The 23,316-nt window shown below is 71.8% G+C and carries 22 protein-coding genes and 2 pseudogenes; 13 read left to right on the plus strand and 11 right to left on the minus strand.

Translation table 11 applies throughout. From position 1 onward, the window contains the following. Window positions 1-291: pseudogene (locus ABZ896_RS42015) on the plus strand (hypothetical protein); the annotation flags it as partial. A gap of 170 nt (window positions 292-461) precedes the next feature. Beyond that, a complete protein-coding gene (locus tag ABZ896_RS42020) occupies window positions 462-1,166 on the plus strand; it encodes a L,D-transpeptidase family protein (RefSeq protein WP_360940908.1) in 705 nt (234 codons plus the stop codon). Here ABZ896_RS42020 and ABZ896_RS42025 read toward each other — a convergent pair. Together ABZ896_RS42025 and ABZ896_RS42030 are read right to left on the minus strand one after the other, a co-directional pair. Beyond that, a complete protein-coding gene (locus ABZ896_RS42025; RefSeq protein ID WP_360940910.1) occupies window positions 1,160-2,611 on the minus strand; it encodes a HAMP domain-containing sensor histidine kinase in 1,452 nt (483 codons plus the stop codon). The genes ABZ896_RS42020 and ABZ896_RS42025 overlap by 7 nt on opposite strands. After that, a complete protein-coding gene (locus tag ABZ896_RS42030; RefSeq protein WP_360940912.1) occupies window positions 2,608-3,348 on the minus strand; it encodes a response regulator transcription factor in 741 nt (246 codons plus the stop codon). Before ABZ896_RS42030 ends, ABZ896_RS42025 begins: the two co-directional genes overlap by 4 nt. 150 nt (window positions 3,349-3,498) lie before the next feature. On the opposite strand from ABZ896_RS42030, the gene ABZ896_RS42035 reads away from it, so the two are divergent. The 5 genes from ABZ896_RS42035 to ABZ896_RS42055 all read left to right on the plus strand — a co-directional run bounded on the left by ABZ896_RS42035 (window position 3,499) and on the right by ABZ896_RS42055 (window position 8,391). Then, entirely contained in the window at window positions 3,499-4,854 is a 1,356-nt protein-coding gene (locus ABZ896_RS42035; protein ID WP_360940914.1) for a ferredoxin reductase family protein, read from the plus strand. A 10-nt stretch (window positions 4,855-4,864) separates the two neighbouring features. Next, window positions 4,865-5,302: an FMN-binding protein gene (locus tag ABZ896_RS42040; RefSeq protein ID WP_360940916.1), complete on the plus strand. Its 438-nt coding sequence runs from the start codon at window positions 4,865-4,867 to the stop codon at window positions 5,300-5,302. Window positions 5,303-5,380: 78 nt separating this feature from the next. Then, a complete protein-coding gene (locus tag ABZ896_RS42045; RefSeq protein ID WP_360940918.1) occupies window positions 5,381-6,763 on the plus strand; it encodes a ferredoxin reductase family protein in 1,383 nt (460 codons plus the stop codon). 28 nt (window positions 6,764-6,791) lie between these two features. After that, window positions 6,792-7,598: an FMN-binding protein gene (locus ABZ896_RS42050; protein WP_360940920.1), complete on the plus strand. Its 807-nt coding sequence runs from the start codon at window positions 6,792-6,794 to the stop codon at window positions 7,596-7,598. Then, on the plus strand, window positions 7,591-8,391 hold the full coding sequence (locus tag ABZ896_RS42055; RefSeq protein ID WP_360940922.1) for an FAD:protein FMN transferase: 801 nt from the start codon (window positions 7,591-7,593) through the stop codon (window positions 8,389-8,391). The genes ABZ896_RS42050 and ABZ896_RS42055 overlap by 8 nt, the downstream gene beginning before the upstream one ends. A gap of 63 nt (window positions 8,392-8,454) precedes the next feature. On the opposite strand, the gene ABZ896_RS42060 is transcribed toward ABZ896_RS42055, so the two are convergent. From ABZ896_RS42060 to ABZ896_RS42095, 8 genes are all read right to left on the minus strand, one after another. Further along, the gene (locus tag ABZ896_RS42060; RefSeq protein ID WP_360940924.1) at window positions 8,455-9,000 is read right to left on the minus strand and encodes an arginine repressor; all 546 of its coding nucleotides are present in this window, start codon (window positions 8,998-9,000) and stop codon (window positions 8,455-8,457) included. Window positions 9,001-9,019: 19 nt separating this feature from the next. Continuing rightward, complete coding sequence (locus ABZ896_RS42065; protein ID WP_360940926.1) at window positions 9,020-10,207, minus strand: acetylornithine transaminase; 1,188 nt, start codon at window positions 10,205-10,207, stop codon at window positions 9,020-9,022. Beyond that, entirely contained in the window at window positions 10,204-11,115 is a 912-nt protein-coding gene (gene argB, locus ABZ896_RS42070) for an acetylglutamate kinase (protein ID WP_360940928.1), read from the minus strand. The genes ABZ896_RS42065 and argB overlap by 4 nt, the downstream gene beginning before the upstream one ends. After that, on the minus strand, window positions 11,112-12,263 hold the full coding sequence (gene argJ, locus ABZ896_RS42075; protein ID WP_360940930.1) for a bifunctional glutamate N-acetyltransferase/amino-acid acetyltransferase ArgJ: 1,152 nt from the start codon (window positions 12,261-12,263) through the stop codon (window positions 11,112-11,114). Before argJ ends, argB begins: the two co-directional genes overlap by 4 nt. Further along, the gene (gene argC, locus ABZ896_RS42080) at window positions 12,260-13,288 is read right to left on the minus strand and encodes an N-acetyl-gamma-glutamyl-phosphate reductase (RefSeq protein WP_360940932.1); all 1,029 of its coding nucleotides are present in this window, start codon (window positions 13,286-13,288) and stop codon (window positions 12,260-12,262) included. The genes argJ and argC overlap by 4 nt, the downstream gene beginning before the upstream one ends. A 45-nt stretch (window positions 13,289-13,333) precedes the next feature. Continuing rightward, a complete protein-coding gene (locus ABZ896_RS42085; protein WP_360940934.1) occupies window positions 13,334-14,308 on the minus strand; it encodes a hypothetical protein in 975 nt (324 codons plus the stop codon). A gap of 73 nt (window positions 14,309-14,381) precedes the next feature. After that, on the minus strand, window positions 14,382-15,134 hold the full coding sequence (locus ABZ896_RS42090; protein ID WP_360940936.1) for a VOC family protein: 753 nt from the start codon (window positions 15,132-15,134) through the stop codon (window positions 14,382-14,384). An 18-nt stretch (window positions 15,135-15,152) separates the two neighbouring features. After that, window positions 15,153-15,611: an Lrp/AsnC family transcriptional regulator gene (locus ABZ896_RS42095; RefSeq protein ID WP_360940938.1), complete on the minus strand. Its 459-nt coding sequence runs from the start codon at window positions 15,609-15,611 to the stop codon at window positions 15,153-15,155. A gap of 128 nt (window positions 15,612-15,739) precedes the next feature. On the opposite strand from ABZ896_RS42095, the gene ABZ896_RS42100 reads away from it, so the two are divergent. From ABZ896_RS42100 to ABZ896_RS42115, 4 genes and pseudogenes are all read left to right on the plus strand, one after another. Next, window positions 15,740-16,357: a LysE family translocator gene (locus ABZ896_RS42100; protein ID WP_360940940.1), complete on the plus strand. Its 618-nt coding sequence runs from the start codon at window positions 15,740-15,742 to the stop codon at window positions 16,355-16,357. A 95-nt stretch (window positions 16,358-16,452) separates the two neighbouring features. Beyond that, window positions 16,453-16,832: pseudogene (locus ABZ896_RS42105) on the plus strand (PaaI family thioesterase). Between the two features lie 122 nt (window positions 16,833-16,954). After that, a complete protein-coding gene (locus ABZ896_RS42110) occupies window positions 16,955-19,141 on the plus strand; it encodes a hypothetical protein (protein ID WP_360940942.1) in 2,187 nt (728 codons plus the stop codon). A gap of 46 nt (window positions 19,142-19,187) precedes the next feature. Beyond that, on the plus strand, window positions 19,188-20,816 hold the full coding sequence (locus ABZ896_RS42115) for an SMI1/KNR4 family protein (RefSeq protein WP_360940944.1): 1,629 nt from the start codon (window positions 19,188-19,190) through the stop codon (window positions 20,814-20,816). A 103-nt stretch (window positions 20,817-20,919) separates the two neighbouring features. Here ABZ896_RS42115 and ABZ896_RS42120 read toward each other — a convergent pair whose 3' ends face one another. Next, complete coding sequence (locus tag ABZ896_RS42120; RefSeq protein WP_360940946.1) at window positions 20,920-21,522, minus strand: ABATE domain-containing protein; 603 nt, start codon at window positions 21,520-21,522, stop codon at window positions 20,920-20,922. 81 nt (window positions 21,523-21,603) lie between these two features. Between ABZ896_RS42120 and ABZ896_RS42125 the strand changes: the two genes are divergently transcribed. Next, window positions 21,604-22,836 (plus strand): cysteine desulfurase, encoded by a 1,233-nt coding sequence (locus ABZ896_RS42125; RefSeq protein ID WP_360940948.1) that lies wholly within the window; start codon window positions 21,604-21,606, stop codon window positions 22,834-22,836. 36 nt (window positions 22,837-22,872) lie between these two features. Then, window positions 22,873-23,316 (plus strand): carboxymuconolactone decarboxylase family protein (locus ABZ896_RS42130; protein WP_360940950.1); only part of this gene is annotated, 444 nt, incomplete at its 3' end.

The raw sequence follows: 23,316 nt of genomic DNA on the forward strand, positions 1-23,316 counted from the left end.
GGCACCATCACGTGCCCGGACGTGGCCTCGCAGCTGCCCGCCATCCCGGCCACCGCCCAGGCCGAGGTCGACCGCAACCTGACCCTGCTCCAGACGCAGATCAACGAGGCCAACAAGCGGCTCGTCGACACCGTCGGCCAGGGCGGACCCAACTTCGTCCAGAACGCCATCCTCGGCCCGCTGGCCGACAAGCGGAAGTCGACCATCGACCGCATCGCGATCTCGATCGGCCGCACCGCCGAGAAGCCGCAGGGCCTCGACTCCCTGGCCGCCTGCACGCTCACCCAGTGACGTGACAGGCGCTGTGGCCGCCCCGAGTGTGCGCCGGCCGGGGCGGCCACGGGCATGCGTTCTCACGATCCACGACGGGGACATGACCTACGACGGGGTCATTGCCTACGACAGGGTCCGGACGGGTTAACCGGGCTGCCGTCGGCGCTTGCGACCTCTACGGTCTGACCATGCGCCCCGCTGCTGCCACCGTCATCGCCGTTCTCGTCTCCGCGCCCCTTCTGATCGGTGCCGTGCCCGCGCCCTGGGATCCGCTGCCGGTGCGGATGGCGGACACCGGGGGCGGGACCCAGCTCATCACCGCCGTGGCCGCGCGGACCGACTCCACCACGGGGACGCTGACCTGGTGGGACCTCAAGGACGGACGCTGGGTGGAGACCGGGTCGGCCGCGGCCCGGTTCGGGGCGAAGGGGCTCGTCGAGGGAACCGCGCGGAAGCAGGGGACGAACACGACGCCCACGGGGCTGTATGAATTGCCGTACGCCTTCGGGATCAAGGCGGCGCCGACCGGGACGGCCTACAAGTACCGCGCGGTGAAGCAGAGTTCGTGGTGGTGCGAGGACAACGACTCGCGGTCGTACAACCGTTGGGTCGATCCGCTCCCCGCCGACTGCCGGGCCTCGGAGTCGGAGCACCTGGTCTCCTACCCGACGCAGTACGCCTACGCGATGGTGATCGGCTTCAACTACGACCGGCCGGTGCGCAAACGGGGTGCCGGGATCTTCCTGCACGTCAACGGACGGGCGGCGACGGCGGGTTGTGTGTCGGTGCCGTCGGACGCGATGCGGCGGATCCTGAAGTGGGCGGATCCGGAGAGGAATCCGCACATCGCGATCGGGACCACGCGCGGACGTACGACGATCATCCGCTACTGAGCCGGACGGTCGCTGAGCCGGACCGTGAACGTCGTCGATCCCGGCGCGCTGTCCACCGTCACGCTTCCGCCGTGTGCCTCGACCACCGCGGCCACGATCGCGAGGCCCAGGCCCGCGCCGCCGGTCTCCGCCTTCTTGCTGCGGTCGGCCCTGGTGAAGCGTTCGAAGACGGTCGACCGGAGGTCGGGCGGGAGGCCGGGGCCGTCGTCGTGGATCAGCAGGGTCGCCGCCGTGCCGTCGGTCTCCAGGGTCACCGTGACCTTCGTGCCGGCCGGGGTGTGCAGACGGGCGTTGGTCAGCAGGTTCGCCAGGACCTGGTGGAGGCGGTGCTCGTCGCCGGTCACCGTCACGGGGGCCTCGGGGAGGTCCAGGGACCAGCGGTGACCGGGTCCTGCGGCGCGGGCGTCGGTCACCGCGTCGAGGACCAGGCGGGTGAGGTCGACCGGGCGGTTCTCCAGGGGGCGGCCCGCGTCCAGGCGGGCCAGCAGCAGGAGGTCGTCGACCATCGCTCCCATGCGGGCCGATTCCGCTGTGATGCGTTCCAGGGCCCGGGTGATCTCGGGGGGCAGCGGGCCGGGGTGCAGCAGGGCGAGTTCGGCGTGGCCGCGGACGGTGGCGACCGGGGTGCGCAGTTCGTGGCTGGCGTCGGCGGCGAAGCTGCGCAGGCGTTCCTCACTGGCGTGGCGCTTGGTGAGGGCGTCCTCGACATGGCCGAGCATGCGGTTGAAGGCGGTGGCGACGCGGCCCACCTCGCTGCGCGGGTCGGACTCGGGGGCGCGGGGCGGGAGGGTCACCTCGCCGCTGGCGAGCGGGAGTTCGCTGACCCGGGTGGCGGTCGCGGCGACCCGGCTGAGCGGGCGCAGCGACCAGCGCACCCACAAGGCGCCCGCGACGCCGGTGACGGCGAGGGCGGCGCCGAAGACGATCTCGGCGAGCAGTTCGAGGCGGTGGACGGTGGCCTCGACGGGTTCCAGGGGCAGGCCGGTGACCAGGACGTCGCCGTCGAGGCCCCGGGCCGCCACGACCCGGTAGTCGTGCAGGGCGGAGAGGCCGACGGTGTGGCCCTTGCCATCGGTGGGGACGGCGGCGAGCCTCTTCTTGTCGCCGGTGGTCAGGGCGACGTTCAGGGTGCCGTCGGAGCGGACCACGGCCGCGTTGGTGACGGTGCCGTCGAGCAGGCGGGCGCCGAAGGTGCCGGTGGCCTGGCGGCGGGTGTCGCCGTGTTCGTCGCCGTCGTGATCGTTCTTCTCGGTCTCGCCCTTGTGCTCCAGGCTGACGGCGAAGCGGTTTCCCGCCTCCGTCAGCTGTTCGTCGAGGCGGCCGGTGAGGAAGCCGCGCAGGCCGAGGACCGCGGCCACGCCGACCGCTGCACAGCTCACCGCCAGCAGCACCACGAGGCCGAGCGTGAGGCGGGCCCGAAGACTCCTGGGCAGCGGGGGTCTCATCCCGTCACCGGCTTGAGCACGTACCCGGCCCCGCGCACCGTGTGGATCATCGGCTCGCGGCCCGCGTCGACCTTCTTGCGCAGGTAGGAGATGTACAGCTCGACGACATGGGCGCGGCCGCCGAAGTCGTAGGACCAGACCCGGTCGAGGATCTGCGCCTTGCTGAGCACGCGCCGGGGGTTACGCATGAGGAAGCGCAGGAGTTCGAACTCGGTCGGGGAGAGCTCGATCAGTTCGCCCGCCCGGGTGACCTCGTGGGCCTCCTCGTCGATGACCAGGTCGCCGACGGTCAGGTGCGGGCCGTCCTCCTGCTGGCGGGCCATGCCCGCGCGGCGCAGCAGTCCGCGGACCCGGGCGACGACCTCCTCCAGGCTGAACGGCTTGGTGACGTAGTCGTCGCCGCCGGCCGTGATGCCGGCGATCCGGTCCTCGACGGCGTCCCGGGCGGTGAGGAAGAGGACGCAGACGTCCGCCTTCACGGCGTGCAGGGAGCGCAGGACCGCGAAGCCGTCGGTGTCGGGGAGCATCACGTCCAGCACGACCGCGTCCGGCAGCAGCTCGCGGGCCGCCGTCACCGCGGCCGCCCCGTCACCGGCGGTGCGCACCTGCCAGCCCTCGTAGCGCAGGGCCCCGGAGAGGACCTCGGCGAGGTCCGGGTCGTCGTCGACGACGAGGACGCGCAGCGGGGTGCCGTCGGGGCGGGTGAGGGCGGGGCGGCCGGAGCGGGTGGTGTTCATGGCCCTTCCAGGATCACCCCTGGCGGCGGCCGACGGGGGCCGCCGCATGCTCTGAGTTCCCTCTGAGTGTGCTCCGAGGGTTCCGGTTGAGAGCGTCCTGAGAAGTTCGCCGCGCACAGTTGCGCCCAGGAGAGGCGAAAGGACGTACCCATGACCACCGTGTACGAGCGGCAGGCGGCACCGCCGGTGTCCCTGCCCGCCCGGCGCTCCCCCGCGGGTCCGCTGCTGGCCCTGCTGTGGGCGGGCGCGGCGGGCGTGATCGCCCTGTGGTGGGCCGACACCGGCTCCGTCGTGGGCACGGCGGGCGTGCTGACCGGGGCCGGGCGGATCGCCGGGCTGCTGTGCGGTTACGCCTGCGCGGTGCTGGTCGGGCTGATGGCCCGGGTACCGCTGCTGGAGCGGCGGATCGGCTCCGACCGGGTGGCGCGCTGGCACGCGATGGCCGGCCGCTACACGGTCTGTCTGCTGCTCGGGCACATCTCGCTGATCCTTCTCGGGTACGCCGCCCAGGACCGTGCCTCGCTCTGGCACGAGACGGTCACCGTGGTCCTCGACTACCCGGAGATGCTGAAAGGGACCGCGGGCGCGGTGATCCTCCTCGCGGTCGGCGTCACCTCGGCGCGCGCCGTGCGCCGCCGGACCGGCCACGAGTTCTGGTACTACGTCCATCTGCTCACGTACGCCGCCGTGTTCCTCGCCTTCGGGCACCAACTGGCGCTCGGCGACGACTTCAACGGGCATCCGGTGGCCACCGCCGCCTGGTACGCGCTGTATCTGGGCGTGGCGGCCCTGGTGTTGTGGTTCCGGATCCTCGCGCCGGTGCGGCTGAACCTGCGGCACCGGCTGCGGGTGGAGTCGGTGCACCAGGAGGCGCCGGGGGTGTGGTCGGTGGTGGTCCGGGGGCGGCGGCTGGATCAACTCGGCGCCCGGGCGGGGCAGTTCTTCCGCTGGCGGTTCCTCGCCGAGGGCATGCGGTGGACGTCGACGCCGTACTCCCTGTCTGCGCCGCCGCGCCCCGACCGGATGCGGATCACCGTCAAGGCGCTGGGCGACCACAGCACGGCCGTGTCCCTGCTGCGGCCCGGGACCCGGGTGTGGGCGGAGGGGCCGTACGGCGCACTGACCGCGGACCGGCGGACCGCCCCGCGGGCCCTGCTGATCGCGGGCGGTGTCGGAGTCACCCCGCTGCGGGCCCTGTTCGAGACGCTGCCGGGTCGGGTGACCCTGCTGTACCGGGCGCGGACCGCCGAAGACCTCGCCCTGGGCGGAGAGTTGGAGGCCCTCGCCCGCTGGCGCGGGGCGCGGGTGCGCTACCTGCTCAACGGGCCGGACGGGCAACGCCCGCGGCTGACACCGGAGTTGCTGCGGGCCGCCGTAGAAGCGGATCTCGCCGGGCACGACGTCTACCTGTGCGGACCGCACGGCTTCGCGCGGGAGGCGTACGAGGCGCTGCGGGCCGCAGGGGTGCCGGACCGCCGTATCCACCACGAGTCGTTCGAGTTGTGAGGCCCTAGAAGTGCACGCGTTGAAGAAGAACCACCCGTTGCGCCGGATCGTGCTGGCGAGTGCTGCCACGGTCTCCGGGGTGGTGCTGCTGCTGTCGCTGAAGCCGCACAGCACCGCGGCCGTGGCGGTGTCCGCCCCTTCGTCCTCGACCACCGCGCCCGCCGCGACCGGTACCAAGACCGTCACCGGGGACACCGTCCAGACCCGCTGGGGTCCCGTCCAAGTGAGGATCACGCTCAAGGACGGCAAGCTCACCGAGGTGGAGGCGGTCACCTACCCGACGGAGAACCCGCGCGACCAGGAGATCAACAGCTACGCCATCCCCCGGCTGCGCAGCGAGGCGCTCACCGCGCAGAGCGCCGACATCGACACCGTCTCGGGTGCCACGTACACGAGTGACGGTTACCGCCAGTCACTCCAGTCCGCACTGGACTCGGCAGCGGGCTGAACACACGGGCGGCACGGCACGTATCTGAGGACCAAGGGACCCCACGCCACTCCCCTTGCCCCCGTCCCCGGAGGAATCGTGACCACCACGCTCGCAGGCGGCCGTGCCGCCCGCCGCCAGACGATGCGCCGCATCCGCCCGCGCCGTTCCCCGGCGACCGTCCTGCTGATCGCCGTCTGGGCCGGTGCGGTCGGTGTGCTGTGGCTGTGGTGGATGAACACGCCGTCGGTCGCGGACAACAACAGCAGGATCCTCAACGCGGGCCGGATCACCGGCCTGTTGGCCGGCTACCTGATGGCGCTCGTGGTGCTCCAGATGGCCCGGGTGCCCGCCCTGGAACGCCGGGTGGGCTCCGACCGGGTCGCCCGCTGGCACGCGATGACCGGCCGCTACACCCTCTGCCTGGTGCTCGCCCACGTCTTCCTGATCATGTGGGGGTACGCGCTCCAGGCGGGCAAGGGGCTCGGCGACATCGTCCAGCAGACCATCGACTCCATCAACCAGCTGCCGGACATGGGCAAGGCGGCCATCGGCACCGGCCTGCTGTTCCTCATCGGGCTGATCTCCATCGGCGGCGTGCGCAAGAGGATCCCGTACGACACCTGGTACCACGTGCACCTGATGACGTACGCGGCGGTCTTCCTGACGTTCTGGCACCAGCTGACCACCGGCAACGACTTCGCCGTCGAGCCGATCGCCAAGACCGTCTGGTACGCGCTGTACGGCACGGTCACCGGACTGGTGGTCTGGTACCGGATCCTCACCCCGATCCGGCTCAACCTGCGGCACCGGATGTACGTCGAGGCCGTGATCGAGGAGACGCCCGGTGTGGTGTCGGTGCTGATCGGGGGCCGGAAGCTGCACCGGATGGGCGCGGAGGCGGGCCAGTTCTTCCGCTGGCGGTTCCTGGCGCCCGGCATGCGGTTCTCCTCCCACCCGTACTCGCTGTCGGCGGCGCCCCGCCCCGGCATGCTGCGGATCACGGTGAAGGCGATCGGCGACCACAGCGAGCGGCTGCGCGAACTGGAGCCCGGCACGAAGGTGTGGGCCGAGGGGCCGTACGGCGCGATGACCGCGCAGCGCCGCAGCCGGGGCAAGGTGCTGCTGGTGGCCGGCGGTGTCGGCATCACGCCGATGCGGGCGCTGTTCGAGACGCTGCCCGGCGCGGCCGGTGACATCACGCTGCTCTACCGGGCCAACACCACCCAGGACCTGGCTCTCTGGGACGAGCTGGCCGCCATCGCGGACGACCGGGGCGCGCGGCTGATGTACGCCGTGAACAGCCCGGACGGGGAGCGCCCGGACATCTCCGCGGAGAGTCTGCAGCGCAAGCTCCCCGACATCGACAAGCACGACGTGTTCATGTGCGGACCCGCCGGTTTCGCGCAGTCCGTGTACGAGGCACTGCGCGGCGCGGGGGTTCCCGCCCGCCGTATCCATCACGAGTCGTTCGAGATGTGAGCGACGGGAATCAGGAGCTGTTGAAGCGATGAGGAAGTCTCACCCCGTCCGACGCGTCGTGCTCGCGACCGCCGCCACCGTCTCCGGTGTCGTGCTGATGCTGTCGCTGAAGCCGTCCACGGACCCGGCGTCCGCCCAGGCGGGCGGTACGATCCCGCAGCAGACGGCGGCGGGCCAGGAGGCGGCGCAGGGCGGTGCGGGGGCCACCGCCGGCGGCCAGGTCACCGGGGACGTGGTCCAGACGCAGTACGGGCCGGTCCAGGTCCGGATCACCGTCAGCGGCAACCAGATCACCAAGGCCGAGGCGGTCCAGGCGCCCAAGGGCGGCGAGAGCGACGCGAAGACCGCGCTGTCGATCCCGAAGCTCACGCAGGACACGGTCGCCAAGCAGAGTCCGGACGTCGACACGGTCTCCGGGGCGACGTACACGAGCGAGGGCTACAAGAAGTCGCTCCAGTCGGCGATCGACAAGGCGAACGCGGCGGCCGCGCAGCCGGCGCCTTCGCAGACGGCGGGCTCGGGATCGGGCTCCGGTTCTGGTTCTGGCAGCGCGGAGGCGGCCGCCAAGACGGTCACCGGTGCGGTCGCGCAGACGCAGTACGGCCCCGTCCAGGTCCGGATCACCGTCAGCGGCGGCAAGGTCACCAAGGCCGAGGCGGTGCAGGCGCCGAAGGGCGGGACGAGCGACCAGAAGACGGCGCTGTCGATCCCGAAGCTCAACCAGGAGGCCGTGGCGGCCGGCAGCGCGGACATCGACTCGGTCTCGGGGGCCACCTACACCAGCGAGGGCTACAAGAAGTCGCTCCAGTCGGCGCTGGACCAGGCCGGTGGCTGACACGGTGGCCGAGCCGGCACAAGCTCCCGCCGCGGTACGTCACGCGGAGGAGGTCATGGGGACGGTCTTCTCCTTCGACGTCCGCGGCGGGGAACTCATTGCCGTTCAGACGGCATTGCGGGAGGCGGTGGCCGAACTCCACCGCGTCAACGAGGTGTTCAGCACCTACCGCGAGGACAGCCAGGTCTCCCGCCTGGCACGCGGTGAGCTGACGGTCGCCGAGTGCGACCCGGAGGTCGCCGAGATCCTCGAACTCGGCGCCGAGGCCGAGCGGTTGAGCGACGGCTGGTTCAGCATGCGCTACGAGGGCCGCCTGGACCCCACGGGCATCGTCAAGGGCTGGGCGGCGGAACGCGCGGCCCGCCGGGTCGCTCGCGCGGGCGTGACGGGAGTCAGCGTCAACGGCGGCGGAGACGTACAGCTGTTGGGCGTACCGGGCCCCGAACGCCCTTGGCGGGTAGGGGTGTCGGACCCGTTGAGGCCGGGCGGCCTGGCGGCGGTGGTCTCGGCGGCGGGCGCGGCGGAACTGGCGGTGGCGACGTCGGGCACGGTGGAACGCGGCGCCCACATCGTCGACCCCCGCACGGGCCGCTCAGCGGTCACGGACCTCTTGGCGGTGACGGTGGTCGCCCCTTCGTTGACCTGGGCGGACTGCTGGGCGACGGCGGCGTTCGCGATGGGTTCGCGGGAGGGCTTGGCCTGGCTGGAGTCGTTGCCGGACGTGGAGGCGCTGCTGATCACGGCGGGCGACGAGGTGCGTTGTACCGGTGGCTTGGCAGCCAGGCTCGGCTGAGTCTTTTGTCTTTAGGGGCGCGGGGAACTGCGCGACCAGCCCCCACGCACCCGCACCCGAAACTCAATGCCCGTTCTGAGCCAACCGCAACAAATGCTCGGCCAGCGCCTGACCCCCCGTAGGGTTCCGGCTGATCAACAACAACGTGTCGTCACCGGCGATCGTCCCCAAGATATCATGCAGCTCAGCCTGATCAATCGCCGACGCCAAGAACTGCGCGGCCCCCGGAGGCGTGCGCAGAACCACCAGATTCGCCGAAGCCTCCGCGGAGATCAGCAGCTCCTGGGAGAGCCGCCGCATCCGCTCCTCCTTCGCCGACTCCCCCAACGGCGCCCGAGGGGTCCGGAAACCCCCCTCACTCGGCACCGCGTAGATCAGGTCGCCGTCGGTGTTGCGGATCTTCACCGCGTTCAGCTCGTCGAGGTCCCGGGAGAGCGTCGCCTGCGTGACACTCAGCCCGTCGTCCGCGAGCAGCTTCGCCAACTGGCTCTGCGACCGCACCGGTTGCCGGTTGAGGATGTCCACGATCCGGCGGTGCCGCGCGGTGCGCGTCTGCGGCACGGCAGGTCCGGCGACCCCGTTGTGCTCGTGATCCTGCGCATGGCTCATCGTCGTCTCATTCTCCGGGTCATCCGTCAGCCTGGGCCCTGTCGAGGATGCCGGGCAGCGCCTGGAGGAGTGCGTCCACCTCGTCGTCGCCGAGGTTCAGCGGCGGCATCAGCCGTACGACATCAGGGGCGGGCGCGTTCACCAGGAACCCGGCGTCCTGAGCCGCCTGCTGCACCTGGGGCGCGAGCGGCTCGGTGAGCACGATACCCAGGAGCAGGCCCGCGCCCCGGACATGGCCGACCAACGGGTGCCCGAGCGCCTCGACACCGTCCCGCAGCTTCTCGCTCTGCCGCTTGACGTTCTCCAGCAACCCGTCGTTCGCGATCGTGTCGAGCACGGCGAGCCCCGCGGCGCACGCGACCGGGTTGCCGCCGAAGGTCGTGCCGTGGTGGCCGGGCTGGAACAGCTCCGCGGCCCGCCCGAAGGCGACGGTCGCACCGAGTGGCAGCCCGCCGCCGAGCTGCTTGGCGAGGGTGACGACGTCCGGCAGGACGCCCTCGTGGGCCTGGTACTCGAACCAGTGCCCGGTCCGGCCGATGCCGGTCTGCACCTCGTCGAGGACCAGCAGCGCGCCCTTGGCGGCGGTGATCGCCCGGGCCGCCTTGAGATAGCCGGCGGGCGGCACGACGACGCCGTTCTCGCCCTGGATCGGCTCGATGAGGACGAGCGCGGTCTCCTCGGTGACCGCCGCGTCCAGCGCCTGCGCGTCGCCGTACGGCACATGCGTGACGTCGGCGGGCAGCGGCAGGAAGGGGGTCTGCTTGGCGGGCTGACCGGTGAGCGCGAGGGCGCCCATGGTCCGGCCGTGGAAGCCGCCCTGGGTCGCGACCATGTGGGTGCGCCCGGTCAGCCGGCCGATCTTGAAGGCGCCCTCGACGGCCTCGGCACCGGAGTTGCAGAAGAAGACCCTGCCGTCCCGGCCGAAGAGCTGGAGCAGCCGTTCGGCGAGGGTGACGGTCGGCTCGGCCATGAAGAAGTTGGAGATGTGGCCGAGGGACGCGATCTGCCGGCTCACGGCCTCGACGATCGCCGGGTGGGCGTGGCCGAGCGCGTTGGTGGCGATGCCGCCGACGAAGTCGTAGTACTGCTTGCCCTCGGAGTCCCAGACCTTGAGGCCCTCACCACGGACCAACGGCAGCCTGGGGGTGCCGTAGTTGTTCATGAGCGAGCCCTGCCACCGCTGGGTGAGCTCTTCGTTGGCGGTCATTCGGCATCCCCCTTGTCGGCGTCCGGCACGACCATCGTGCCGATGCCCTCGTCGGTGAAGATCTCCAGCAGGATCGAGTGCGGGACCCGCCCGTCGATGACCCGGGCGGTGGTCACGCCGCCGCGCACCGCGTGCAGGCAGCCCTCCATCTTCGGAACCATGCCGGAGCTCAACTCCGGCAGCAGCTTCTCCAGTTGGGAGGCGGTGAGGCGGCTGATCACCTCGTCGCTGTGCGGCCAGTCCTCGTAGAGACCCTCGACGTCCGTGAGGACCATGAGAGTTTCGGCGCCCAGAGCAGCAGCGAGTGCCGCAGCCGCCGTATCAGCATTGACGTTGTAGACATGTCCGTCATCCTGGGAACGGGCGATCGACGAGACGACCGGGATCCGGCCGTCGGCGAGCAGTGCCTCGATCGCTCCCGTGTCGATCGCGGTGATCTCGCCCACCCGCCCGATGTCGACCAACTCGCCGTCGATCTCGGGCTGGTGCTTGGTGGCGGTGATGGTGTGCGCGTCCTCGCCGGTCAGACCGACGGCCAACGGCCCGTGCTGGTTGAGCAGGTTGACCAGCTCGCGCTGCACCTGCCCGGCCAGCACCATCCGTACGACGTCCATCGCGTCCTCGGTGGTGACGCGCAGGCCGGCCTTGAACTCGCTGACGATGCCGTGCTTGTCGAGGGCGGCGCTGATCTGCGGACCGCCGCCGTGCACGACGACCGGCTTGAGCCCGGCGTGGTGCAGGAAGACGACGTCCTGGGCGAACGCGGCCTTGAGGTCCTCGTCGATCATGGCGTTGCCGCCGAACTTGATGACGACCGTCTTGCCGTTGTGCTTGACCAGCCAGGGCAGCGCTTCGATGAGGATCTGGGCCTTGGGGAGGGCGGTGTGCTTCCGCGTCGTGTTGCTCATGAGGAGTACGCGCTGTTCTCGTGGACGTAGTCGGCGGTGAGGTCGTTGGTCCAGATCGTGGCGGTCTCGGAACCGGCCGCGAGGTCGGCGACGATGTGCACCTCGCGGTAGCGCATGTCGACCTTGTCGCGGTCCTCGCCGACTCCGCCGTTCTTGCAGACCCAGACGCCGTTGATGGCGACGTTCAACCGGTCGGGCTCGAAGGCGGCCTTGGTCGTGCCGATCGCGGACAACACCCGCCCCCAGTTGGGGTCTTCACCGTGGATCGCGCACTTGAGGAGGTTGTTGCGGGCGATGGAGCGGCCCACCTCGACGGCGTCGTCCTCGGAGGCGGCGTTGACCACCTCGACCTTGATGTCCTTGCTGGCGCCCTCGGCGTCCCGGATGAGCTGCTGGCCGAGGTCGTCGCAGACCGTCCGTACGGCTTCGGCGAACTCCTCGTAGGCCGGGGTGACTTCGGAGGCTCCGGAGGCGAGCAGCAGGACCGTGTCGTTGGTGGACATGCAGCCGTCGGAGTCGACCCGGTCGAAGGTGGTGCGGGTCGCGTCGCGAAGTGCCTTGTCCAGCAGGTCACTCGGGAGATCCGCGTCGGTGGTGAGAACGACCAGCATGGTGGCGAGTCCGGGGGCGAGCATGCCCGCGCCCTTGGCCATGCCGCCGACCGTCCAGCCGTCCTGGGTGACGACCGACGTCTTGTGGACGGTGTCGGTGGTCTTGATGGCGATGGCGGCCTTCTCGCCGCCGTGCTCGTTCAAGGACGCGGCCGCTGCTTCAACCCCCGCCAGCAGCTTGTCCATCGGGAGCAGGAGACCGATGAGGCCGGTGGAGGCGACGGCGACCTCGCCCGCGCCGATCTCCAGCACCTCGGCGACCTTCTCGGCGGTGGCGTGCGCGTCCTGGAAGCCCTTGGGACCCGTACAGGCGTTGGCGCCACCGGAGTTGAGGATCACCGCGGACAACTGACCGGACTTGAGGACCTGTTCGGACCACAGGACCGGGGCGGCCTTGACGCGGTTGGAGGTGAAGACGCCGGCGGCGGCGCGGCGGGGCCCGGTGTTGACCACGAGGGCCAGGTCCGGGTTGCCGTTCTCCTTGATTCCGGCGGCGATGCCCGCCGCCTGGAATCCCTTTGCTGCCGTGACGCTCACGGTGCGACTCCGATCGTGGAAAGCCCGGTGGACTCGTCGAGCCCGAGGGCGATGTTCATGCTCTGGACGGCACCGCCCGCGGTGCCCTTGGCCAGGTTGTCGATGGCGCTGATCGCGATGATGCGGCCCACCGACTCGTCGAGGGCGACCTGCACCTGAACGGCGTTGGAACCGTAGACGGACGCGGTGGCCGGCCACTGGCCCTCGGGGAGCAGGTGCACGAAGGGCTCGTCGGCGAAGGCCTTCTCGTAGGCGGCGCGGACGGATTCCGCAGTGACACCGGGCTTCGCCTTGGCGCTGCACGTGGCGAGGATGCCGCGGGGCATCGGCGCGAGGGTGGGCGTGAAGGAGACGGAGACGCGCTCCCCCGCCACCCCGCTGAGGTTCTGGGTGATCTCGGGCGTGTGCCGGTGGCCGCCGCCGACGCCGTACGGCGACATGGAGCCCATGACCTCGCTGCCCAGCAGGTTCGGCTTGGGCGCCTTGCCCGCGCCGGAGGTGCCGGAGGCGGCGACGATCACGGCCTCGGGCTCGGCGATCCCCGCGGCGTAGGCCGGGAAGAGGGCGAGCGTGACGGACGTCGGGTAGCAGCCGGGCACCGCGATGCGCTGGGTACCGGCGAGCGCGGCGCGGGTGCCGGGCAGCTCGGGGAGGCCGTAGGGCCAGGTGCCGGCGTGCGGGGAGCCGTAGAACTTCTCCCAGTCGGCCGCGTCCTTCAGCCGGAAGTCGGCGCCCATGTCGACGACGAGGGTGTCCGGGCCGAGCTGCTCGGCGACGGCGGCGGACTGTCCGTGGGGCAGCGCGAGGAAGACGACGTCGTGTCCGGCGAGCACCTCGGGGGTGGTCTCCTGGAGGACGCGGTCGGCCAGCGGCAGCAGGTGCGGCTGGAGCGCGCCGAGCTTCTGTCCGGCGTTGGAGTTGCCGGTCAGGGCGCCGATCTCGATCTCGGGGTGCGCGAGCAGCAGCCGCAGGGCCTCACCCCCCGCATACCCACTCGCTCCGGCCACCGCCGCACGTACCGCCATGTCATCCTCCTCCTGGATGGCATGACTATACGTTTCGCTGCACTTTTATGCAATCACATACGTGTCGAGCTGATCACTCCACACGGCCCGGCGGAAGGGGTGGCCGTCGGGACCGTCGGTGAGCCAGGAACCGTCGCCCAGGGGCACCATGTCGTAGGGGTGGGCCGCCTCGACGGCCAGGTCGCCGCTGATCGTGCCCGTGCGCACGTCGACCAGATGGAAGCGGAACCACTCCTCCTCGTCCTCGGTCTCCCCGCCGAGGACGACCACCGCCGTGTCGGGGGTCAGATAGCCGCCGCTCCATTCCACGAAGGTCTCCTCCCCGTCGTAGCCGAATGCCTCGACGGAGAGGGCGAAGAGCACGTCGCCGCTGGGGTGACGGTGGAAAGCGACGTCCGCCTGCCCGTGGTCGACGGTCATGAACTGATGCCCGCCGGGCGCCAGGTCGATCAGGCAGCGGTCCGACCAGGGGTACGTCACGAACTCCACCTCGCCGTCGGCCCCGGCCGTACCCCGGAGAACGACAGCGCCGTCCTGGCCCTCGCCCACGTCGAGATAGACGCTGCCGTCCGTGGGGTGCACGTGGTGGCAGGCGGCGTGCCCGACCGTGTCCAGCTGTCGGCGGGCCAGCACCGCCCCGCTGTCGGCGTCGTGCACGACCCACTGGTCCGTGCCGCCTCGCCGCGCCATCCCGTCCGGCCGGTAGACCCACACGGTCCGGCCGTCCGGAGACAGCGCACAGCCGGGCCGATGGCCGTGGAGCACGTCGGAGTGCGGCTCGAAGTCCGAGGCCCAGACCAGGTCGCCGCCGCGCGTGAGGCAGACGACCCCGTTCAGGGTCGTGTACACGACCCGCTCCAGATCGGGCCGGACCACCGACTCCACGACCCCGTCGCCGTCGCGCGGCCGGAACACCGCGGCGGGTGCCAGCGTTCCGAGCGCACCCGGGCCCGTCAGGTAGGCATGGATCCGCCCGTCACGGTGGCGCGTGACGACCTTCGGCGAGGTGTCTGGAGTCATCCGGCGAGGCTAACGTCCCGGCCCGAACGGACGTGCGCGAGCCCGGATCGGCTGCTCGGTTCCGCCCCGGCCGTCACTCCGCGCCCGCGTCGTCCACCGGCGCGAGGACGCAGAACTCGTGGTCCTCCGGGTCGACCAGGCACATCCACGGAACCTCGCCCTGGCCGATGTCGAGGTCGGTGGCGCCGAGGGCGTGCAGGCGGGCCACCTCTGCCGCCTTGTCGTCGCCCGGATACGGCAGCAGGTCGAGGTGGAGGCGGTCCGGAACGGTCTTCGTGTCGGGCGTGCGGAGGAATTCGAGATACGGGCCTTTCGAGGAGCGCAGCGACGCGTGGTCGTCGGCCACCTCGCGGACGGTCCAGTCCGTCGCCTCGCCCCAGAACCGGGCCATGGCCCGCGGATCCGCGCAGTCGACCACCACCGCGGCGATCGGCCCGGTGTCTCGGTAGATCTCCCGGGGTTCCAGCACGCAGAACTCGTTGCCTTCAATGTCGGCGAGGACCACCCACGGCACCTCGCCCTGCCCCACGTCGACGGGGGTCGCGCCGAGGTCCTTCAACCGCGCGACCAGCTCCGCCTGGTGGGCCGCGGAGGTCGTGGCGAGGTCGAGGTGCAGACGATTCTTCGTCGCCGTCTTGGCTTCCGGGACGGGAACGACGTCCACGCCGAGGACCACGGGGTCCGGCCACACGAGGCCGCCGCCGGGCCCGACGTAGGTGGTCACCCCACCGCTGTACGCACTCCACCCGAGCGCCTCCGCCCAGAACCGGCCCACCCCCGCGGCATCGACGGCCTTGATGTTCACCATGACAGGTCGCAGCGCCATACCGACGATCTTATGATCCTACGTAACCTCGGGCAGCGGGCGGTCGTCGATGATGTTCTTCATGACCAGGGTGGAGGTCAGCCGCTGGATGCCCGGCAGCCGCGCCAACCGCTCGTCGTAGAGCCGCTGGTACGCGGCGAGGTCGGTGGTCGCGACGCGCAGCAGGTAGTCGGGGTCGCCGAAGAGGCGCTGGGCCTGGATGACGTGCGGGATACCGGTCACGGCCTCCTCGAAGGCGGCGACGGTGTCGCGGTCCTCCCAGCGCATGGTGACGAAGACGAGCGCCTCGAAGGCCAGCCCCACGGCGACCGGGTCGACGACGGCCCGGTAGCGGCGGATCGCCCCCTCACGCTCCAGATCGCGCAGTCGGCGATGACAGGGCGAGACACTCAGCTGCACGCGCGCGGCCAGCTCGGTGACGGTCAGACGGCCGTCCAGCTGGAGCTCGGTCAGAATCTTCCGGTCGAGGGCATCCATGGAGAAGATTCTCCCCCATAGAGGCTGTCAGTGGAGAAAGAAGAGGAACACCTTCCGGCGAATCATCCCTAATCTTCCCTCACGGGGCCCTTTCCGGGCTCGGAGTGCACAAAGAAGAGGGATCGACCATGGATACGACGACGCTGGCGGCCTTCCTCGCGGTGGATCTGCTGCTGGTGTTCACGCCCGGCGCGGACTGGGCCTTCGCGATCTCGGCGGGGCTGCGGGAGCGGTCGGTGGTGCCGGCGGTCGCGGGGCTGATAGCCGGGTACGCGGGATACACCCTGCTCGCCGTCGCCGGTCTGGTGGTGCTGGTGGCGAGTTCGGGGACCGTCCTCACCGCGCTCACCGTCGCCGGGGCCGCGTATCTGATGTGGCTCGGCTGGGGCGTCCTGCGCAGGCCGGCGGAGCTGGGCGCGTCCATGGAGACCATGGCCTCGTCCCGGGCGCGGGTGATGCTCAAGGGCGCCGGGATCAGCGGTCTGAACCCCAAGGCGCTGCTCCTGTACTTCTCCCTGTTCCCGCAGTTCATCGACCCCGCGCGGGGCTGGCCCGTCGCCGCGCAGACAGGCCTGCTGGGCGTCCTCCACATGACCGCGTGCGCCGCCGTCTACCTCACCGTCGGCGTGCTCGCCCGGACCGTGCTGCGGACGCGGCCGTCGGCGGCCCGGGCGGTCACCCGGGTCTCCGGTGCCATGATGATCGGCATCGGAGCGGTCCTGCTGGCGGAACGTCTGGCCGGCTGACCGGTCGACCGTCGAGAGGAGCGGACGTGCGGGACGAGCAGGCGAGCCCCGAGGTACGGAAACGGGTCCGGGACAGCTTCGACCGGCAGGGCCTGATGGGCCACCTCGGCGCACGGCTCACCCACATCGGCCCGGGCCGGGTGCACATCGAGCTTCCCGCCCGCCCCGAAGCCACCCAGCAGCACGGCTACTTCCACGCCGGGGCCACCAGCGCGATCGCCGACAGCGCCGGCGGCTACGCGGGCTACACGCTCTTCCCGGACGACGCCGAGGTCCTCACCGTCGAGTACAAGATCAACCTCCTCTCCCCCGCCGTCGGCGACCAACTGGAGGCGATCGGAACCGTCCTCAGATCCGGACGCACCCTGACCGTCTGCCCAGTTGGAGGTGTACGGCGTCCAGGGCGACGGCGGCCGGAAACTGGTCGCGGAACGGGCAGCAGACCCTGATCCGCGTCAACAGGACTGTGCCGTAAGCCGGTTCTCCCTGCCTTTCTGGTCCCCCTGATGCGAGACGCGCGCGCCGGACTCGCCACGACCGTGCTCCGCGTGCAGTTTCCCTGCTCCGGGGCGGCCGTGACGCAGTAGGGTCCCCGGCATGTGGGAGGGACTGGACGCGGTCGAGTGGGCGGGGCTGGAGCACAACTACGGCGCGGGGGAGGACGTACCCGGGCTGTTGCGCCGGTGCGCCGGGCCTGATCCGGGGGACGCGGAGGAGGCCGCGGACGATCTACTCAACCTCCTCTTCCACCAGGGCGGTTGGATCTGCCCGGCCGCCGTGGCCGCACTGCCCTTTCTGCTACGGCTGGCAGCGCGCCCGGAAGTACCCTGCCGGCGCCCGGTGTTGGACCTCGTGGCGATGCTGGCGGCGGAGGCCGGGCGGGTACGGAAGCGGCACGTGGCACCGGGCTGGGCGGCGGCCTGGGAACACGCGCTGCCCGAGGTGCTCACGCTGCTGGGCGACCCGGCGGCGGAGGTCCGACGGGCGGCGGCGAACATCGTCAGCGACTGCACGAGCCCCGGGGCGGACCTCCTGCCCGCGCTCCTGGACGCCTGGCACACGGAGACGGACCCGGCTGCACGCCTCGACCTGGTCCTCGCGCTCGGCGCGGCGGCGACGCGGGCGCCGGTCGGCCCGCGCGACCCCGAGCCCCTCCCCCGCTCGCTGCTCGATGCCCCGGACCCGCAACTGCGCCTCGCCGCGGTGCACGCCCTCGCGCCCCGCGACCCCGGACTCCCGGAGCGCCGCCTCGACCTCGTGCTGGACGCCGTCCGCGCGCCCGGTGTCGAGCTCTGGCAGGACACCGCCGCGGTGGAGGGCGGGGCGCAGGCGGTCCAGTACTTCACCGGCGAGCTGTTCGCCGACTCCCCCGCCGCGTACACGTCGTACGTCCGGGGGCTGTTGGCCGACCACCCCGACGAGGTGCAGCGGATCGGCGCCCTGGCGCAGGCCGCCCGGGTGCTGAGCGGATGGCACTCGCCGGTCCCCGCCCTGCTGCCGGCCCTCGTGGCGCGCCTGGACGACCCGAGTCCCACGGTTCGCTTCCAGGCCGTGGAACTGCTCGCCTGTCTCGGTCCGGCGGCCACCGCGCACGCCGACAGGATCGTCCCGCTGGTCGACGACACGGGCGTCAGCTCCGGCCGGAGCGTCGGTGACGTGGCGCTGTGGGCACTGGCCCGCATGAACGACCCGCGATGCGTGCCGGGACTGGCCGAGCGGCTGGCCGGGGCCGTGCCGTCGACCTTCCCGCCGTACGGCGTGCACACCTCCGGGCAGCACCACTTCGCCACCCTGCCCGCCTTGTACGAGGTGCTCGTCCTCCTCCCGGACCACGCCGACCGCCTGCTCCCGGCAGTCCTCGCGCGGCTCGCCGCCACCGGGGACGCACGGGAGCGTGCCCGGTGGTGCGAGGTGCTCGCCGCGTGGGGTGACGGCGCACGGACGGCCGTACCGCAGCTGGTGGAACTGCTGACGGACGAGGAGTGCTGGACGGGGGCGGCGACGGCACTGGGGGCGATCGGGGGCGCGGACGGTCGGGGGCGGGAGCGGTTGCTGGAGCGGGCGGAGGGGAGCGGGGCGGGGGCGGGATCGGCCGGATCCCGGAGTGGCGGTTCACGCAACGCGGCCGAGTCCCAAAGTGCAGGTTCGCTCGGCGCGGCCGGGCCTCGGAGTGTCGATCCACTCGGTGCGGCCGAGACTCAGAGTGCCGGTTCACCGAGCGCGGCCGAGACTCAAAGCGTCGGTTCCGTCGAAACAACGGCCGCGCCCCCTCGACGCCGTCCCGACACGCGCACCGCAGACTCCGCCCTCGCCGCCTGGGCCCAGTGGCGGACCGGAGGGGCGCCGGAGCCCGCCCTTACGGCGCTCGCCCGGGCCGTCGAGGGGGACTTTCCGCATCCCCAGCTGGCCCGGCTGGCCGACCTCGGTTCCCTCGCCGCCCCGCTCGCGGACCGGCTGCGCGCGCTGACCGGGGCCGAGTACGACTGGACGCGGGTCGAGGCGGCGTACGCCCTGTGGTCGGCAACCGGGGAGACCGAGGTCGCCGTGCCCGTTCTGCTCGCCGAGGTGCGGGGCCTGGCCGAGGGCCAATTCCTGCCCGTCGCACACCGCGCGGTCCGGCACCTCACCCGGATCGGGCCGCCCGCCGCCCGTCCGGCCGCCGACCTGCTGCGCCGTGTCCCGGACCGGGACGCGCGGCTGTCCCGCGGCGGCGGCTGGCGCGGTTTCGAGGCGGACGAGAGGATCCGCGCCGCGATCGCCCAACTGCTCGCCCACACCGGATGATCGCCCCGAGGTCTCCGGTGATCATCCGCGGGGCACACTGTCCGTCATGAACGACACGGAAGGGACCGTCCGGGACTCCTGGGGCCGTATCGCGGCATGGCTGCGGGAACACGGACAGACGGGACCGGTCCGCACGGCGGCGCGCGAGGAGCAACTCGTCGCACTGGAGGCCGAGTTGGGGGTGGCCCTGCCCGCGGATCTGCGGGTGTGGTGGCTGCTCGACGACATGCTTCGCACCCCGTGGATCCCGTGGGGCTTCGTTCCGGTCGGTCTGGGCGCCGCGATGATGGAGCATCTGCCGGGATTCCTGCCGGTCGCCCGCAGCGCGGACGGCGACCTGCTCCTCGTGGATCTGCGGCCGGGCCCGGCGCATGGCGCCGTCGTCGCGGGGAGCCCGGACAGCGCGCCCCTGTGGGGGTCGGTGACGGCCCTGCTCGCCGACGCGGCCGACTCGCTCACCGAAGCGGGCCCCCTTCCGGTCCGGGACGCCGTGGACCCCGGTGTCCAGGCCTTCACCACCCCTTCCGCGGAACGCCCGCCGACCCCGGTCGCCGTGGACTGGGAGGCCGTCGAGCAGTGGCTCGGGCTCCGACTCCCCGGTGATTACCGGCGGTTGGCCGACGCGCACGGGCCGGTGGACGTCGGGGAGTTCCTCTGGGTCCATGTCCCGTGCGCGGACGCGGAGTTCGACTACGGCGAGTGGCTGCGCGGGGTCCACCGCCAAGCGCGCCGGCATCTCGAAGCGCTGCCGGACGAGGAACGACCGGCCGTGCATCCCGAGCCCGGCGGCCTGCTGGCCTGGGGCGCGACCCGCGGCGGCGACACGCTCTTCTGGGACACCTCGGTCTCGCCCGACCCCGACGCATGGACGGTCGTCGTCCACCACGCCGACTCGCTGCCCGGCAGCGGCCTGCGCCCGTGGCAGCACTACGACCTCACGCTCACCGGATACCTGCGCCACGCGGTCCGCGACAGCTGGCAACTCCCGGACCCGCCCGGCCAGTTGCTGCACCTGCCCGGCACCCTCGCCCGCACCGCCTTCCTCTCCACGGCCACCCCCTGGACACCACCGCCCCCGGTCGAGCCCCGCCTCACCGCGGACGAGCGCCGCATCGCCCTGGAGACCGGCACCGGCCTCGACGCCCTGCGTCTGCTGACCCCGCCGCCCGAGCAGCCGTATCTCGGCGACGGCACCTGGCAGGGCCTGTTCCGCACCCTCGGCTCACGGCTGCCGCGGGAGTATGTGCGGCTCATGACGGCGTACGGCTCCGGCACCTGGAGCGGCTGGCTCCGTTTCCCGGCACCGCTGCGGCGGACCGCCCCACGGCTCCTGACCTACGTCGAGGAGACCCTGGAGGCGTACGAGCAGCTGAAGGAGGGCGCACCGGAGTGGTACCCGCTGGACCCCTGGCCCGCGCCCGACGGTTTCCTCCCCTTCGCCGACTCGATCGACGGCGACCACCTGGGCTGGCTGGCCCGCGGCGAGAACCCCGACACCTGGCCGCTGCTGTTCTGGCCCCGCCACGCGGACCAGGGCCCACCACTGAGGACCGGCCTGATCGACACCCTCCTCGCCTGGCAGCGCGGCACCTTCACCACGACCGGCCTGTGCCGGATGAACGAGGACGCCGACCCACTGGACTTCGCCCGCTTCACACCGTGGAACGGCCACTAGCACCCGTCCGGTGGGGCACGCCGGCGCCGCAGGATGCAGCCCGAACGTCCGGCCCCAGGCCGTGCCAGGCGTCGCCGGGCAGGCGGGACTTCGCGGACATGGCCTAGCCCCGAGAGCCCCGCTTCGCCGCATACGCCCGCGCAGCCCGCACCCGGTTCCCGCACTTCGTCGTGCACCAGCGGCGCGCCCCGTGCGAGCGGAGGAACCAGCGGGCGCAGCCCTGGGCCGCGCACTCGGTGAGCTGTGCCGCCTCGGGACCCGTGAGCAGGTCGGTGGCGTCCTCGGCGAGCAGGGAGAGGGCCGCGGCGGCCGGGTTGGCGCCGTCCGGCTCGTCGGCGCGGTGCGGGCCCTCCGCCGTCCAGGCCAGCCGCGGGGTCGAAGGGGCCGCCGCGAGCGCGGAGTTGAGGATCGCGAGGTCGTCGGCCGACGGCGCGCCGCCGCGGTCGTACGCCGTGAAGAGCGCCCGCGCCGCCTCCCGCAGCCCGAGGAGCCTGCCGAACTGCCGGCCGTTCAACGGCACCCGGTCCGGGAGCAGTTCATGCCGTACGAGCCACAGGTGCGCGGACTCCGTGTCGTCGAGCAGGTCGACGGCGCCGTGGCTGAGCGTGTAGCGGGTGTTGACCAGGGCCAGCGAGACGTACTGGTCCTCGCCGGGCACCGGTGTCTGGCGCAGATGAACGGGGGTTTCCTGATCCACGGCTCTCATGCTAACGCTTGCGATTCTCCGTGAGGAGTCCTAGCGTGCCTCACGGAGAAACGGCCAGCAAAACGTGAGAGGTGGGGCACCGTGGGCTTCGACGTGGACGCGCTGCGCGAGGACTTCCCGATCCTGGGACGGACGATGGACAGCGGCGCCCGTCTCGTCTATCTGGACTCCGGCGCCACCACCCAGAAACCGCTCCAAGTCCTGGATGCCGAGCGGGACTTCTACCTCACCCGCAACGCGGCCGTGCACCGGGGCGCGCACCAGCTCGCCGGCGAGGCGACGGAGGCGTACGAGAACGCGCGGCGCACGATCGCCCGGTTCGTCGGGGCCGCCGAGGACGAGATCGTGTTCGTCAAGAACACCACCGAGGGCATCAACCTGGTCGCCTACGCGCTGGGCAACGCCCGCAAGATCGGCCCCGGCGACCGGATCGTCGTCACGGAGATGGAGCACCACGCCAACCTGGTGCCCTGGCAGCAGCTCGCCGAGCGCACGGGCGCCACGCTGGACTGGTTCGGCCTGACCGACGAGGGCCGGCTCGACCTGTCTCGCACAGACGAACTCCTCGACGAGCGCACCAAAGTGCTCGCCGTCACCCACCAGTCCAATGTCCTCGGGACCCAGAACCCCGTACGCGAACTCGCCGACCGGGCGCACGAGTTCGGGACCCTCGTGGTAGTCGACGGCGCCCAGTCGGTCCCGCACTGGCCGGTCGACGTCCATGAGCTGGGCGCGGACTTCCTCGCCTTCTCCGGGCACAAGATGCTCGGCCCGAACGGCATCGGCGTGCTGTGGGGCAGGCGTGAACTCCTCGCGGATCTCCCGCCGTTCCTCACCGGCGGCTCGATGGTGGAGATCGTCGAGATGGACCGCACGACCTTCCTGCCGCCCCCGCAGCGCTTCGAGGCAGGCGTGCCGATGACCTCCCAGGCGGTGGGGCTGGCGGCGGCCGTCGCGTACCTGGAGGCGCTCGGCATGGCGGAGGTGGCCGCGCACGAGGACCGGCTCACGGCCCGTGCCCTGCGCGCCCTCGGCGAGATCCCGGGCGTGCGGATCGTCGGCCCGTCCGACCTCGCCGACCGCGGCTCGGCCGTCTCCTTCACGGTCGACGGCATCCACCCGCACGACGTCGGGCAGGTCCTGGACGAGCGGGGCGTCGCCGTCCGGGTCGGCCACCACTGCGCCCGCCCGATCGTGCGGCGCTACGGCCTGCCGGCGACGACCCGGGCGACCTTCTACGTCTACAACACGGAGGCCGAAGTGGACGCGCTGGCCGAGGGGGTGCGGGCCGCTCAGGAATACTTCGGACGGTGATTCCGAGGAAGCGCGGCCGATGACGGAGGAGCGGACATGACCGAGAGCACCACCCGCGAGGAGCGTTTCGAGCGGGGCCTGCGGATGCTGGGCAGCGTCAACCCCGAGATCGGACAGCGGGTCCTGGACGCGCTCGCCGACATCAGCCCGGAGATGGGCCACCAGCTCGTCGCCTGGGGCTTCGGCGAGATCTACTCCCGGCCGCAACTCGAGCCCCGCGACCGCCAGTTGGTCACCCTGGGCATGCTCACCGCGCTCGGCGGCTGCGAGACCCAGCTGGAGGTGCACGTCCATACGGCGCTGAACGTGGGCCTGAGTCCCGAGCAGATCGCCGAGGCGTTGCTGCAGTCCGCCGGTTACTGCGGCTTCCCCCGGGCCCTGAACGCCATGGCCGTGGCGAAGAAGGGCTCGCCGTACAGGTACGGCGCCGTGGGGCCGAAGCGTTTCGACTGCTCAGGGCTTACGCAGTACTCGTTCAAG

Source organism: Streptomyces sp. NPDC047072, from assembly GCF_040643855.1.
Lineage (GTDB): Bacteria > Actinomycetota > Actinomycetes > Streptomycetales > Streptomycetaceae > Streptomyces.